This window comes from Staphylococcus carnosus (genome assembly GCF_900458435.1).
Classification (GTDB): domain Bacteria; phylum Bacillota; class Bacilli; order Staphylococcales; family Staphylococcaceae; genus Staphylococcus; species Staphylococcus carnosus.
In genome coordinates this window covers 1002903-1018281 of record NZ_UHCT01000001.1, presented here as the reverse complement: position 1 = coordinate 1018281, position 15379 = coordinate 1002903, and the positions used below count along the sequence as shown (strand labels likewise).

The following is a 15379-nucleotide window of genomic DNA, read 5'->3' as shown; positions in this document are numbered from 1 at the left end:
TACCTCCTTACCATTTCTTTTTGCCGAAGTGATATTTCTGGAAGTCATCATGAGAAACGGCATCTAATGCTTTCTCCAGTTGCCATGCATAGCCTCTAGGAGTCGTTTGTTCGTCGTACTTGTTGCCATCACCTAAATTAATTTCGTGGGCTAACATTTGGCCTTTATAAAGATTATTAATATTGCCCGGATTAGATTTTTCATTTGCTACATAACGCTCACGTGAAATAATACGACCTGCATTGTTTTTATTCTCCACTAACTCATGATACGTCTTTTTAAGCGCATCTATTTGCTTATTCATCTCACTTTTCAATGCTTGATGTTTAGCTTTATACTCTGATAGTTCTGAATCAAATGCACTGTAAAATCTTTCAAATTCATCTTCTGTTACAACAAAGTTATCTGTATTGAGTTTATCGTCCAACTTAACAATTTCATTTTCTAACTCTGATTGTTTGCGTTTTAACTTCGTTACTTCTGCATAGTCCCCATCTCTACGATAGTATTCAATTTTATGATCTAACTCACGTAATTGAGATGTTAAGTCGTTGTAGTCTTTATTTAACTCTTTAGATTGTAAACTCTTTGCGTAGATTTCATTGTCGAAGATTTCAATTGCTTGTTCTTTTAATTTTGCCATAAGTGATTACCTCTTTCGCTTTGTGTTTTTTGTATTGATTTATAATTCGTTTTATTTCTTTAAAATCTTGTTCTTTTCTAGTGTGTTGTTTAATCAATGAATTAATATATCTATTCGATACATTGTTCACATGGGTAGGTAAACGAGCTAGAATCTGATGTGCTATCCGTTTGTGATTCATGGAAACACTCCCTTAACTTATTTTCTGTGTATTACCTTTAATATGGTGTGTCGGCATAACATAGTGACTATTTCTATCAATTTCTAACATACGTTTACCATCTCTGTATTTCTGCCAATATTTAGCATCTGCAGTGAGTTTATTAATTTCATCTAGTAAATAATTAATCGCTAAATGATCACCACGTAAATATATTGTCATATGCCCTACACTGTTATAGTTGAGTTTCAAATTGTATCCTCTTAACCACAAGAAGATTGATTCAGTGTTTAACCTTGATTGCAGCGTTGCTTGTCCTAAACTGGATAAGCACCAATCACATGTTATAAAGTCTATTTCTAAATACTGATACTTGCCCTGTGTTTTATAGATGTGACAAATAGGTCTGTTAGCATTTTCTAAATTCTTAATATCATTAAAGTTGAGTTTCTTCTTATTTAATTTTAATGAATCTGTTGGCATTAAATGATTTTTCATAATTTATAAGTCCTCCTATTTTGAAATATTTAATAAATTAATGCATTAACCACGCGATGTACATTATTATTAGTACTTACTGTTCCAAATCTATTGCCACTGTTGTATAGGTATCTCATTTTCTTAATCTCCTTTTTTTATGTTAGGTGTGACCGAATTTTTCTAAAAACTCCAGTTCAGTCACACTAGTCACAGTTCAGTCACACCTATTTTCCGTACTGCCACAAGGGATAGACCGTAAAAGTGTGACGGAGTGACCGAAATATCCCAAGTTACTTACACATTAATTAATAGGCTATATTTTATTTAATTATGTTTGAAGTTAGTAATCATTATGATTTCAGTCACACTTTTTGCTATAAACGTTGATATATCAGTGTTTATAGGTGTGACCGAAATAATTTAGTTCAGTCACAGTAAATATGGAGAATCTTGTTTTAAGCTTGTCATATCAGTGTTTATAGGTGTGACCGAAATAAATATATTTTTACCAGTTCAGTCACAGTTTCTGTCACACTACTTTTAATTTGTTATTTATATATGATCGTTTTAATTCTCCATTAGGTACAAGTGTTGGCTCAAAATAACCAACTTTTTTTTGCATGTCTGCTACTGAATAAAATCTAGCTCTTTCCTCTTCCCAGTTCTTGCTTAGATATTGGTTAAACGTTTTGTAGAATTTTCTTTCCGATAGTGCATGATAACCACTATTCTCACAGAAAACTTTGTATCTATAATAAACGACCGATTTAGGTACTTTATCAATTTTCCATGTATCGAATTCAGTAACTTTAAAATCATATACAGGGTCGTTATCCTGTTTATATTCTTCTAACATGTCTGCTGATACTTTAGGCACTATAAATTTCCCAAAGTCTAGGTTAATAGCTTTGTATAAAACATATTCAAGCACCTCTTTATTATTTAAATACTTTTCTTTAATGTCTGGATTCTCTTTTGTACCATTGAAATCAGCATTGAATGGTACTATTAATAGTCGTCTATTTGTACCACCTGTTTTATTTTTAAACCTAGGCATACCATTTGTTGATTGAATTACTGTACATCTAAAAACTGCTCTATATGGCTGCTTTTTCTTTACGTTCACTAAAATAGAATCTCCAGTTACAACACTATTAAAATTTGAACTATCCTCAATGTTCACACCTACAGGCACATCATCACCAATGACTAATGTTTTTCCTTCTAATACACTTGGCTTAAATTCGTGGTCAAATTCGTTTACTTTTAGACTTGCAACATTATCAAAACCTATAAGATTAGATAACAATGTTTGAAATGTACCTTTGCCGTTATTGCCATCACCAACAAGAAATATTGCTTTTTTACGTGTATAGTTTCCGTTCAACGAATCATTAATAACTTGCCACAACAATGTGAATACTTCTCTATCACCACATGCGACTTCATCTAACCAGTTATCAAAACTCCAACCACTAATTGTTGGCTGCACAGCGCCTTCTATATAATTGGTTGTTATTTTAGTCGTAAATACATAATCTGGTGTAAATGATTCAAGCTTTTTAGTTTCTCTATTAAACACACCATTATTGACTGGTATTAAATGTGGTTCGTTTGTTCGAGGTACAATTTTTACCATATTAGTTAAATGAAATATCACATCTTCAGCCTTTCTCTGATTATAACTAGGTTCTAACCAACTTATGACACGCTTGATATACGTATAATTTTGTGTGTATATACCTTCATCTTGCCTATAAAACGCTAATCTGGTACCTTCTTCGATATCAAATAATATAAAGGTAAGATGCTCATTTAATAGCACAGCACATCTATTTGGGCTAATTGTTTTTGGAGGTGCGCCTGATGCTTCGCCCTTTTCTTTAGCTTGTTCCCACTGTTGACGCATAATTTCCAATTCTTCTTTGCGTAATTGTTTAAGAAAATATTTAATATTACCTTTTTCTTTTTGCACAGTTTGTAATTGATGTTGATACTCTTCTATTAATTTGTCGGTCTCTTCTTCTACGAAGCCATAAATATCTACCATGCAATGCCCCCTCTATTTATTCAAGTCCTTTTTCAATATTGATTTAAATGTGTTGTTTACTTCTTTATCATCAATCGCTGGTGTACACTGCTGCGCCCAAGCTATCGCTAAGCCATAAACTAAATTTACATCTACATACCTACGCAATAAGTATCCAATTAATGATGCTAATGTTTGATTACGTTCACCTTCTCCTACACCGAAGGCTATATCACGCCAATATGATGAATCACGTTTTTTATATTGACTTGAGTAGTTTATGGTAAATGGTTTATCTGCTTGAACGTTGTCCAGATTTGTGGACAACTGATTTAAATCATCAATAGTTATTGCTGGTGCATCGTTATATTTAAAGATGTAAGGTATATCTTTATCGGGTCTTACTGGTAATGCCATAGCTCTTGATGGTTGATAACTACCTTCATCAATTTTGTATCCTATTTGATGTGCTAAGGCTTGTGTATACTTTCTATAGTCGTCTGCACTTACTGGTTCGTTTATAGGCACAATAAGGCGTATTCTAGGATTATCTGTAGTGTGGTTATACGTTGTGTGGAAAGCCCACGCATAGCCCTCTAATTGCTTACAAATTGATTTATATAATCCTTTGAAATCTGTAATATCGTCATAATCAAGTGCTAGTGTATTTCTGTTTATAATATTTTCATCATTACGGTATTTTTGGATAAGTTTTCCATCTTTTTCCATATCTTTTACATCACCGTAAAGGACTAATCCACGCTTATATTTATCACCATTATTCATAGGTGTTTGTAATCTATTGATCCATTCCGACCAAAGTAACTTATTACTTTGAACAAAGGAATCGGAATATAAATTTTTGTATTCTATCACGTTTATTTTGAAGTCATGTTGTAATTTGACTTGTTCAAAACCCATTTATTTTGCCCCTCCTACTGTAAAAACAAGGCATGAAATGGTATAATTAATATATAAATAAGCCGTTCCATGCTTGTTTTTAATAAAAATTTCAAATTGCGTTTAGGCGTTATCTGTTCCGTTTGCCGACTGTACAGATGCGCTTTTTTCTTGCTCATTTTTAACAATCATTACTATTTCATCATTCATACGTTCGTTATCTTCTCTAATGCTTTTTAAAATAGATAACGCAACATAATGCGACTTCCAAGCATTATTAATTTCTTGTTGTAACCTAAATTCATTATTTTTGATTGCCCATTCTCTAGTTTGTTCTACTGCTTCAATCTCTGTTGTAAGATAATCCATACACGATTGGATCTTATTTCCTAAATCTGTACATTCCACTGTTTCTTCTATTTTTTGTGAATAATTCATATTATTTTTCCTCCAATAATTGTTTTCTAATTTTTCTATCATTAAACCATTCTGTTATTGCCCATGATGTAATAGCTAGTGGACTATATAAAGCCATACTATTAAAAATATCTTCCGTCACATAACCTACTGCAAATGAAGTCAATGAGCTTGCTGTGATAAGTGTTGAGAATAATTTCATGATTTCACCTTCTTTAAACTTTTTAAATCGTTGTTAGTAATATCCATCTGCGAAGTAATGTGATCCATGAAATCATCTACATCAGACTTTTTAAAACGATACGTGCTGCCTACCATGTAATACTTCATACCGTTATTAATAAGTAGTTCCTCAATCGTTGGTTTACTTAAATTTAGGTATTCAGCTAACTCTTTATAAGTCATAAAGTAATGCTCATGTGCTAACTCTTCGATACGCTTATCAATCGCTCGTTGCATCATTTCACGTGCTTCATCTTCGTCAATATTGATATTGAACATTTAACTCACCCCATACTTGTCATAAATACTTTTACTTACTTTAATATCAAGATTAAATTGATTTTTCGTTTCAGTTAGCTTAACAACATCATCAAGAATAACTTGACGCACCTCTAACATATCCGGTGTCATTTCTTCTTTGACAATCATCTTTTTATATCCAAAAGCAGTTGATACAGCTTTATTTGCAATAGCATTGGCTTTAATGTAGTTGATTTGTTTATCTGATTTATACGCTCTTTGAATAATAGCCATAGCTTCTTTTTGCTTTTGTTTATCTAGCATGCGGAAGGCTTCATATCCTTTAAGTCCTGTGGCTTGTCGTAATTCTTTAATAACCTGCTTAACCCATTTCTTAAATTCTTGAGCTTCATCTCGTCTACTATTCCAAATAGCTTCGTAAATACCATATTCAGAAATGACACTTGCTGGTTGTGTCTTTCTTGCGAACTTACTATTTGAGGTGACCTTCACATTGTGAGTAGTCACATCTTCTTTATCTATCATTCTTAACATATTTGATGTTTGCGAATACCCTAATACCTTTGCTACATCACCAGCTACTGCCCAATACTCATCGTCTTTTTCAATAAAACGAATTTCTTTATCATTGAAAATTTGCTTAATCATTGGTTATGCCTCCTTTTCATTATTATCAATTCCAAAAAATTCATTAGGTGTAATATTAAGATAATTACAAACTTTCAAAATTGTGGAAGTATCAGGATTCTTAGTCTTTTCATGATACAAACCGTATAATGTTGTTTTTGCTATTCCAGTACCTTCAAATACATCAGCTATTGAAAGTTTTTTTATAGCAAGTATCACTCTAAATTTATTTTCCATATCATCTCACTCCTTTATAACAGATATTTGTAATATTTTTTTGTAGTCTGTTATTAATTACATTGTATACTCGATAAAAACAAATGTCAATACTCAAAAATATATTAGTAAACTCTGTATTTTTTTAGCGACTTATAGTAACATTATTGTGAAAATAAAGGAGGTAAAAAATATGATTCAAAGTAGATTGTCTGTATTGATGGCTGAACGAGGTCTGAAAATTTCTGATTTATATGAAGAAACCGGAATATCAAAAACTACTTTAATGGCAATAGCTGAAAATACTGGTAAAGGAGTTCAGTTTGATACTGTTGATAAATTGTGTAATTTTTTAGGCGTCACTCCGTGCGAATTTTTCGATTATTCTCCATATATAGTTGAAATCAAAAATAGTAATTTTAGCGAAGGTCACATAGATGGATTTGAAATCAAAATAAAAAAACAACATTACGAAAAATATTTCAACTTAGACTTGTTTGTTTATAGTGGAGATTCGTATGATATACCTTTAAAAAATGGAGAGTTCGATTATTACATCGCTCTAGTATTACAAGGATCAGATCATTACACTGAAAATGAATTTTATACGTTTCTTTCCAATATGAGCATTTCTTTCCGAACAGAATTCATCAACAAACTAATCACAAAAGTTAAATCACAATTAAAAGACTTGGTTATAAATAAACAATCTTCCGAACTTATAGGTGGTTACACGACTATTCAATTTCAATTAAATGATTATATCGCTTTGAAATTATTTCCAGATAGTGAATTTGAAACCTTAAAAAAATTCCGTATTAAGTAGGTGATCACATGGCAAGCTATGACCAAATCGCTAAAAACAACTGGCGTTACCGTATTTCATTAGGTAAGAACCCACAAACTGGCAAATATGAATATATATCTAAAACTGGCTTTCAACGTAAATCTGATGCAAAACATCATGCTGAAATGGTTGAACGACAAATTAGGAATAATGAATATATTGCCCCATCAGCACATACATTTAGTTACATAGCTGACGAATTTATAAATCATTATAGAAAAGATGCTAAAGTAAGCAGTGTGAGAGCGCGTGAGAAAGCCATAAAGCATGCTAAAGTAGCATTTGGCGATAAAGCTATACAAAGCATTACTAAACACCAGTATCAGCAATTTGTGGACGATATAAGCACACGTTTTAGTAAGAATTATGTAGATAGTATTGTGGCTTCTACCAACCTTGTATTTAAATATGCGTTAGATATGAATTTATTAAAGAAGCTACCTAATGAAGGCATAAAACGACCTAAACAAAAAGTTACTGTTGAGGAATTGGAACATACTGAATTAAAGCAAAAGTTTCTTGAAAAAGAGGAGTTATTTGAGTTTTTAAATGTAGCTAAAAATGACCACCCACCATTAAATAGCTTTGAGTTATTTACATTAATGGCTTATTCAGGTTGTCGTGCTGGTGAGATTTTAGCATTAAAGTGGTCTGATGTTGATTTTGATAACTATACTATTAACATAACTAAAACTTATTACAATCCAAATAACAATAAGAAAAACTATCAAATTCTTACACCAAAGACAAATGCATCTATTGGCAAACTATCTATTGATCCACACGTTATTAAATTATTGAAAGATTACAAAGTAAATGTACAAGATAAATGGAAAAACGAATTATATGTAGATAATAATTTTGTGTTTACTGATAATAATGGTTACCCACTTGTGATTAAGAAATTATCACAATGGATTCAATCTATTATGTCAAAAACTAATATTGATAAAAATATAACAACACACTCATTCAGATACACACATTGTGCGTTGCTTATAGAAGCCGGTGTACATATTAAAGAAATACAAGAACGATTACGTCACAAAGACATAAATACAACTATGAACATCTACGCTAAAATTACAGATTCATACAAAAAAGACGCTTCCCAAAAGTTTAGTCAACTCATGGAAAACGTCAGTAAAGAATTATTTTAGAATTTTTATGTCATTATTATGTCATAAGGAATAACCAAACGCCTTTAAATCAACGTTTATAAGCTATTTTACATCATACCCGACATTCCGCCCATTGCTGGACCGCCTGCATCATTATTTTCTTCAGGTAATTTGGCAACTACTGCTTCTGTAGTTAAGAACATTGCTGCAACGCTTGCTGCGTTTTGTAATGCTGAACGTGTTACTTTAGTAGGATCTACAATACCTGCATCTAACATATTTACCCATTCATCAGTAGCTGCATTGTAACCGATACCTGGTTCTGCATGTTTAAGTTTTTCAACAATGATTGAACCTTCTAAGCCAGCGTTTTCAGCAATTTGACGAACTGGAGCTTCTAGTGCTTTCAACACAATATTAATACCTGTTTCAACATCGCCTTCTGCTTCGATTTCTGAAACTTGTTTATATACATTCACTAGAGCAGTACCACCACCAGCTACTATACCTTCTCCAACAGCTGCACGTGTTGAGTTTAATGCATCTTCGATACGTAATTTACGTTCTTTTAACTCAGTTTCACTTGCTGCACCAACTTTAATAACAGCAACGCCACCTGTTAATTTAGCTAAGCGTTCTTGTAATTTTTCACGGTCGAAATCTGAATTTGTTTCTTCAATTTGTGATTTCAATTGTGTAACACGTGCATCAATTGAATTTTTATCTCCATCACCATTAACGATTGTAGTATTGTCTTTAGTAACTTCTACTTTATTCGCAGTACCTAACATATCTACAGTAGCATCTTTTAAATCATAACCTAAATCATCTGTGATGAATTGTGCACCTGTTAAAATTGCAATATCTTCTAACATTGATTTACGGCGATCTCCGAATCCAGGAGCTTTAACAGCGACAGCTGTGAATGTGCCGCGCATACGGTTTAATACGATATTAGTTAATGCATCACCTTCTACTTCATCTGCGATGATTAAGATTGGACGATTAGATTGAACAATTTGTTCTAATAATGGAAGAATATCTTGGAATGAGCTGATTTTTTTATCAGTCACTAAAATATATGGACGTTCTAAATCCGCTTCCATTTTTTCTGAATCAGTTACCATATAAGGAGATTGATATCCACGATCAAACTGCATACCTTCTACTACTTCTAATTCAGTATTGAAACCATTAGATTCTTCGATACTGATAACACCATCGTTACCTACTTTATCCATTGCTTCAGATATATATTGACCAATTTCTTCATCAGCTGCTGAAATGGCACCAACTTGGGCAATTTCATTTTTATTTTCTACTTTTTGGGATTGTTCGTGAAGTGATTTAACCGCTTCAGTTACCGCTTTATCGATACCTTTACGTAACCCGACCGGATTAGCACCACTTGTTACGTTTTTCAAGCCTTCTTGAATCATTGCTTGTGCTAAAACAGTTGCAGTAGTTGTCCCATCACCAGCAATCTCATTTGTTTTATTAGCTACTTCTTGAACAAGTTTAGCACCCATATTTTCGTATGGATCTTCAAGTTCGATTTCTTTTGCAATCGTAACACCATCATTTGTAATTAAGGGTGCACCATATTCTTTATCTAATACAACATTTCGCCCTTTTGGTCCGATTGTAACTTTAACTGCATTCGCAAGTTGATCCACTCCACGAAGCATAGATTGACGCGCATCTTCAGAAAATTTGATTTCTTTAGCCATAAAATATAGCCTCCTGTATTTGTATTATTAAAATTGATTGATTATTGCACAATCGCAAGAACTTCTTCTTCGCTGATTACAAGATATTTGTCTTCTCCTACTTGCACTTCACTGCCAGCATATTGTTCAAAAACAACAGTGTCTCCTTCTTTTACTTCTGGAGTTACACGCTCACCATTATCTAGTAATCTACCAGGTCCGACTGCGATAACTTTACCTTCATTAGACTTTTCTTTAGCCTTTTCAGTTAACACAATGCCACTCTTAGTTGTTTGTTCACTTTCGACTCTTTTAATAATCACACGATTTCCTAATGGTTTTAGCATGGATATTTCCTCCTCTGATAAGTTGCATATTAAATTCAAAATCATCATTTTATTTTTAATTACAAAGTCTTGTTAGCACTCTTGATTATTGAGTGCTAATTCACATTCTATATTAATCAAAATTGGTCAATACATCAAGCATTAAGAATTATATTTTCGTCCACCTCATTTTTAGTATAGAATAGAGATAATCATTAAAATTGGAGGATTGAAACAAAATGTCACGTTTATGGTTTTCAATACTTACCTTAATCGTATATGCATGTGCACTTTTCGGCGTACAAGGGCTTTATAGTGCAGGTGTATATAACGGCTTGCAAGGCAAATCATTAATGCTTGCAACATCTTATACACAAGTCGGATTAATGATTGCAGCTGCAATCATTGTGTTATGGATGAATGCCCATGTAAAAAATCCAACTTACTTAGACAACGCACCTGATAAAATCAAAAGGCGTTATATAATCCCTTGGGCCATTGTAGGTTTGATAGTTGTCTTAATCTATCAGGTCATAGCATCTTTGATTAATCAATTTGTATTCAAGGTAGATCAACCAAGCCCTAATACGACAGGTATTATGCGAATGATTCAAGATGCTCCGATTTTCATTGTTTTAGTGACAATTGCTGGTCCTCTTTTAGAAGAATTTGTATTCCGTAAGGTTATATTCGGTAATATCTTTGAAAAATTAAAAGGAAACAAAGTAATTCGTTTCATTATAGCAGCAACGGTCAGTTCAGCCTTATTTGCTACTGCACACAATGATCCTTCCTTTATTATTATCTACTTCGGAATGGGCTTCATTCTATCTGGTTTTTATGTCTATTCAAAGCGGATAGCTGTACCAATATGTATTCATATCTTGATGAACAGCTACGTTGTTGTTATTCAATTACTATTTGCTGATAAAATCAAAGAGATGCAAGAATCCATGCAAACAATCCTACATTTCTTTCTTATCTAACACATATCACCTGACATACAATTCAAACGTATGTCAGGTTTTTTGTATGAAAATACCGTCAAAGTTAAACTGCTCTGACGGTATCTCGACTATTCCTCTTCATTTTCTTGTTTTTTTCTTTTCTTCATGATCATTAAAATAATAAACCATATAAAAGCAGCACCAAATGCAGCTAGCAGTGTTCCGATTATACGAGGATGACTTTTGCTGCTATCGTCGCTTTCTGTTTCTGTAGTTTTTGAATCTTTTTCTCTTTTATCAATCTTTTCTGTGTAATCTTTTGCATGATTTGTTGACCCTACTTCAAAGTCTGCGCTTTTTTTCGTTTGCTTCAAATCTGGCATTGAACCAATATCACCTGTTATCAATCCCAAGACTTGTACGTCTAAATTATCATAGTATTGCTGTGCATCAAGCGGATTAAAGTACTGGTATTTAAAATAACCTGTGTTTTCTTGCAGATTATTTAACTCTCGATTACTTGCAAAATTATTGCGTTCTAAAACTTTATTAATATCTTGTTCAGAAGTGTTACCATCTTCACTCATTCGACTTATTTGATTAACTACAAACGGATTATATTTAAATGAACCTTGAATAAGATGACCGAAACGCTCTTCTGCTAAATTCATCGTTGTAAAAGGTACAAGATATTGGCTTGGTTTATTTGTTTTCTCATCTGAACTCTCCGTATCTGTTCGAGTCAGATTGTTATATATATTGCCTTTCCAAGAAGGTGCTGTATTAGCGCTTTTGTCATTATTTCTCGGGTTCATACCGCTTTTGTTTGAAACATGAGAATCATTCCACTTACGAATTGATTGTGTTTCAGTTCCCTTATTATTGTTACCATTACCCCTATTAGTATCATTTCTATTAATATTTTGTTGAGGCGTATTTCCGGGGTACTGTGATTTCTGACCTGGATAATTTTGGGTGCTATCTTTTGGTTTAGTTCTGCCACTAGACGAATCAGGTGACTCTTGACCTGAATTTGAACCTTCTTTGGTATCATTTTTGTTAGTATCTTTACTATTATTCGGTTTTGTTGATGGCTGGTTAGTATCTTTTTCCGGTGATGTATTTTGGTCTTTTGAATCTTCACCTTTTGAAGTATCTTTACCTATTTGCGGTATAACATTTCCTGAACCCTGTTCATTTTTATTATCCGAAGGGTTAGTATTGTCTCCGCCATTTTGAGAATCACTTGGAGTAGATTCTGAACTATTTGTATTGCTATTGTTTGGATTGTTATCAGGCTTCTCATTAGGCGCCGAATTTTGGCCATTTGAATTTTCTTGAGAGCCACTATTATTTTCTGTATTAGTTTGTCCTCCAGAACTGTTGGTTTGATTATCTGTATTTTCTGAAGTGTCCCCATTATCAGTGTTTGATTCTCCAGTATTTGTTCCTGGGTTGTTTTGATCATTTGCATCTGGGTTTGAAGTACTATTATCATTGCTGTCTGTATCGTTATCTGAGCTATTTGATGAATCTGTACTATCTGAACTATCTGTTGCATTTTGACTCGTGTTATTCATAGAACTAGACTCACCGTTAGTTTGATTTGCTGGATTATCAGAGTTTCCGGTAGTCGACTCATTGTTATTATCTGAATTTGTATTATCCCCGGGAGTATTATCTATGTTACTCTGCGTTCCAGAACTCTGATTACTTTCATTATTATTATCTGTATTTTTTTCTGACTGACCTTTTTCTGCTTGAGACTGATCAGTAGTGTTTTGATTTTTTATATCATTTGTATTTTGATTAGAAGTTTGTTGTGCCTGTTCAGCATTTTCAACTTGCTGCGTACTTGTTTGATTACTTTGTTCTACATCTTTTGATTCTGCAGCTAATACATTCAATGAAACACAAGGAAAGAAAAATCCTGCTGCCACAATAGAATAAGTAGCATTTTTTAATATATGATTGATTTTCATAACAGCACCCCCTTTTCTACTCTAAAATATAGTATTCAATTTAAGTATATAAGAAGATGTTCATAAATTCTATAAGCTAGATTGATTGAAATGAACTATTAATATAATTAATATTTTGTAATATTGAAGTTATTAATTTTAAGTTATTTGAATATTCACAACGTTGGAATTTCAGTGAGTATTTTAGTAAAGTAGAAGGAAATGAAAGGGAGATGACGCTAAAATGAAAATACAACTTTTCCAATTCAACTTGCAACCTGCAGATACAAAGGCTAACCAAAATAAAATTGAATCTTTGTTTTCAGATCAACTGGACTCAGATACAGAAATTGCAGTCATTCCCGAAATGTGGAATAACAGTTACGCATTAGAAGAACTTCACAACCTTGCAGATAAAGATTTAAAAGAAAACTTGCCTTTTATTCAGAAATTAAGCCAAAAATATCATGTTACAATTGTGGCCGGCTCTGTTTCTAATAGCAGAAATAACCACGTTTATAATACAACTTTTACTGTAGATAAAAACGGAGAACTGCTTTACCAATATGATAAAATCCATCTTGTTCCTATGCTAGATGAGCATTTATTCCTAAATGGAGGAGAAAAAGTGCCGTATGCTTTTCAATTAACACCAGAAGTAAAAGCTTCTCAAATTATTTGTTATGACTTGAGATTTCCAGAAATTGCAAGACACCCTGCTGTTAATGGCGCAGATATTCTCTTTTATGTTGCTGAATGGCCAAAAGCCCGTCTAAATCATTGGAGAACATTATTACAAAGCAGAGCAATTGAAAATGATATCTTCGTAATAGCATGTAATAGCTGTGGTTTTGAAAAAGAAGATGGTACAGAATATGCGGGACATTCAATGGTAATCAATCCAAATGGTGAAATTATAGCTGAAGCTGGTGAGAAAGAAGAAGTACTTACTGTAGACATTGACTTGTCAGAAGTTGAAACACAACGAAAAAATATTCCTGTTTTTGAAAATCGTAAACCTGCTTTATATCAATATGATAATTAATTATACAAAGCAATGCCCGTGAGTTTGGGAGGAACTCACGGGCTATTAAACTTATTATTAAGGGAATGTTTACAGTTATTTTTCTATCTATTTTTGGGGATGTTATTAATTATGAAAAATTTTAGTGAATTTACCGATATTTGATAAATTTTAATGATGCTCACGATAATTTATTATTCTAATATGTACACCAAATTTTCTATCCGGCGTACAAATAATAAGGACCAGAAGGAAATGCAAGGACAAACATTTCCTCCTGAAAAGGATTAAACAATTTAGTGCTTATACTCAAAGGACAATAAAACAAAGGGATTATTTGTTAGTGAATTTGTTTACAGTTTCGATGATTAATTTAACGAAGTCACCGATTGTACCTACGATATCGCCTGCCATGTTACATACCTCCTTTACAATAATATGGATGATCAGTCAGTTTAATGCATTATTTTTTAACGAAGAATATCAACAATGCATTCCTAAAACTGTGTTGCTTTGCAGTAATTAATTTGGTTACGCATTATTTAGCATATTTTTTTACAGTGTCTAGAATCAAGTTAACAAAGCTTTTAACTGTATCTACAATGTTGCCTGTCATCTTGACGCCTCCTCTCGAATTTGAGGTTAAGACATAATCAAAAATGTCTTTAAGTAAAAATCTTGCTTAATTTCTATCACATCTCTGTGATACATCTTTATTAAAACACCTCATTTAAATCTTTTGTTAAAAATTCCCTAAACAATTGTTTTTTCTACAAAACTGTATCTGAAATTATGTTAAAATATCAATATTAGCAAGTATCAAACAGTTAGGAATTATAAATGAACAGTTGGGCAATAAATGAACATTGCATGTACTTAGATTGTATAATGTATATAAGGAGAGTGAGGCTATGCAAAAGGTTTTAGAGAGAAAAATTGATGCTTGGGCACAAGCCTTACAAAAAAGAAACAACCTAGACCGAATTGCTTATTTAAAAATCAAATTGGGTTTAGAAGTTTTCTTCAACAATTTGTTCAAAACAATTGTTGTTTATGGACTTGCTCTTCTATTCCATGTTTTCTTATACACTTTAACTGTTCATTTAAGCTATTTCGCTATTCGACACTATGCACATGGTGCACATGCAAAGTCAACTTTTGCATGTTATATAGAAAGTATTATCTTATTTGTGATTCTGCCGTGGATATTAATTAAAGTTGATATACCACAAATTTTTATGATTGTTTTGGCAGCGGTTGCATTTATTTTAATATGTTTGTACTCCCCTGCCATTACGCGTAAACAACCTATACCTAATCATATGAGAAAAAAGAAAAAAATTACGGCCATTTTTGTAGCAGGTATTTTACTCATTATTTCGTTTTTTATAAAACAACCTTTTAATGAGTTAGTACAATTAGGCATCGTTTTAATCGGTGCTGCTCAATTGCCTATATTTTTTCCAAAACAAACGAAAGAAGGATGAAT

Annotated in this window: 18 protein-coding genes; 5 read left to right on the top strand and 13 right to left on the bottom strand. The window is 32.6% G+C overall.

The window, feature by feature from the left end; all coding sequences use genetic code 11:
* Positions 1–7: 7 nt before the first annotated feature.
* The 9 genes from DYE31_RS04735 to DYE31_RS04690 form a co-directional block, all read right to left on the bottom strand.
* Positions 8–643 carry a hypothetical protein gene (locus DYE31_RS04735; protein ID WP_015900773.1) on the bottom strand — a complete coding sequence of 212 codons (636 nt, stop codon included), beginning with the start codon at positions 641–643 and terminating at the stop codon, positions 8–10.
* A 193-nt stretch (positions 644–836) separates the two neighbouring features.
* Positions 837–1301 (bottom strand): hypothetical protein, encoded by a 465-nt coding sequence (locus DYE31_RS04725; RefSeq protein WP_015900774.1) that lies wholly within the window; start codon positions 1299–1301, stop codon positions 837–839.
* Positions 1302–1812: 511 nt separating this feature from the next.
* Positions 1813–3333, bottom strand: coding sequence for a phage/plasmid primase, P4 family (locus DYE31_RS04720; RefSeq protein ID WP_015900775.1), 1521 nt, complete (start codon positions 3331–3333; stop codon positions 1813–1815).
* A gap of 12 nt (positions 3334–3345) precedes the next feature.
* Complete coding sequence (locus tag DYE31_RS04715; RefSeq protein WP_015900776.1) at positions 3346–4233, bottom strand: primase alpha helix C-terminal domain-containing protein; 888 nt, start codon at positions 4231–4233, stop codon at positions 3346–3348.
* 102 nt (positions 4234–4335) lie between these two features.
* Positions 4336–4650 (bottom strand): hypothetical protein, encoded by a 315-nt coding sequence (locus DYE31_RS04710; protein WP_015900777.1) that lies wholly within the window; start codon positions 4648–4650, stop codon positions 4336–4338.
* A gap of 1 nt (position 4651) precedes the next feature.
* A complete protein-coding gene (locus DYE31_RS04705; protein WP_115314366.1) occupies positions 4652–4831 on the bottom strand; it encodes a hypothetical protein in 180 nt (59 codons plus the stop codon).
* Entirely contained in the window at positions 4828–5130 is a 303-nt protein-coding gene (locus DYE31_RS04700) for a helix-turn-helix domain-containing protein (protein ID WP_015900779.1), read from the bottom strand. The genes DYE31_RS04705 and DYE31_RS04700 overlap by 4 nt, the downstream gene beginning before the upstream one ends.
* The gene (locus tag DYE31_RS04695; protein WP_015900780.1) at positions 5131–5760 is read right to left on the bottom strand and encodes a BRO-N domain-containing protein; all 630 of its coding nucleotides are present in this window, start codon (positions 5758–5760) and stop codon (positions 5131–5133) included.
* Positions 5761–5763: 3 nt separating this feature from the next.
* Positions 5764–5976, bottom strand: coding sequence for a helix-turn-helix domain-containing protein (locus DYE31_RS04690; protein WP_015900781.1), 213 nt, complete (start codon positions 5974–5976; stop codon positions 5764–5766).
* Positions 5977–6148: 172 nt separating this feature from the next.
* Between DYE31_RS04690 and DYE31_RS04685 the strand changes: the two genes are divergently transcribed.
* Entirely contained in the window at positions 6149–6781 is a 633-nt protein-coding gene (locus DYE31_RS04685; protein WP_115314365.1) for a helix-turn-helix domain-containing protein, read from the top strand.
* 8 nt (positions 6782–6789) lie between these two features.
* Entirely contained in the window at positions 6790–7962 is a 1173-nt protein-coding gene (locus tag DYE31_RS04680; protein ID WP_015900784.1) for a tyrosine-type recombinase/integrase, read from the top strand.
* Positions 7963–8030: 68 nt separating this feature from the next.
* Here the strand turns inward: DYE31_RS04680 and groL are convergent, their stop codons facing one another.
* Positions 8031–9653 carry a chaperonin GroEL gene (gene groL / locus DYE31_RS04675; RefSeq protein WP_015900785.1) on the bottom strand — a complete coding sequence of 541 codons (1623 nt, stop codon included), beginning with the start codon at positions 9651–9653 and terminating at the stop codon, positions 8031–8033.
* A gap of 41 nt (positions 9654–9694) precedes the next feature.
* Positions 9695–9979 carry a co-chaperone GroES gene (gene groES, locus DYE31_RS04670; protein ID WP_015900786.1) on the bottom strand — a complete coding sequence of 95 codons (285 nt, stop codon included), beginning with the start codon at positions 9977–9979 and terminating at the stop codon, positions 9695–9697.
* A gap of 218 nt (positions 9980–10197) precedes the next feature.
* On the opposite strand from groES, the gene mroQ reads away from it, so the two are divergent.
* The gene (mroQ, locus tag DYE31_RS04665; protein ID WP_015900787.1) at positions 10198–10944 is read left to right on the top strand and encodes an intramembrane glutamic endopeptidase MroQ; all 747 of its coding nucleotides are present in this window, start codon (positions 10198–10200) and stop codon (positions 10942–10944) included.
* 89 nt (positions 10945–11033) lie between these two features.
* Here mroQ and DYE31_RS04660 read toward each other — a convergent pair whose 3' ends face one another.
* Complete coding sequence (locus DYE31_RS04660; RefSeq protein WP_015900788.1) at positions 11034–12887, bottom strand: SdrH family protein; 1854 nt, start codon at positions 12885–12887, stop codon at positions 11034–11036.
* Between the two features lie 223 nt (positions 12888–13110).
* Between DYE31_RS04660 and DYE31_RS04655 the strand changes: the two genes are divergently transcribed.
* Positions 13111–13911 (top strand): carbon-nitrogen family hydrolase, encoded by an 801-nt coding sequence (locus DYE31_RS04655; RefSeq protein ID WP_015900789.1) that lies wholly within the window; start codon positions 13111–13113, stop codon positions 13909–13911.
* A gap of 312 nt (positions 13912–14223) precedes the next feature.
* Here DYE31_RS04655 and DYE31_RS13035 read toward each other — a convergent pair whose 3' ends face one another.
* Complete coding sequence (locus DYE31_RS13035; protein ID WP_041612998.1) at positions 14224–14304, bottom strand: delta-lysin family phenol-soluble modulin; 81 nt, start codon at positions 14302–14304, stop codon at positions 14224–14226.
* 497 nt (positions 14305–14801) lie between these two features.
* Between DYE31_RS13035 and DYE31_RS04645 the strand changes: the two genes are divergently transcribed.
* Positions 14802–15377, top strand: coding sequence for an accessory gene regulator AgrB (locus DYE31_RS04645; protein ID WP_015900790.1), 576 nt, complete (start codon positions 14802–14804; stop codon positions 15375–15377).
* Positions 15378–15379: the final 2 nt, after the last annotated feature.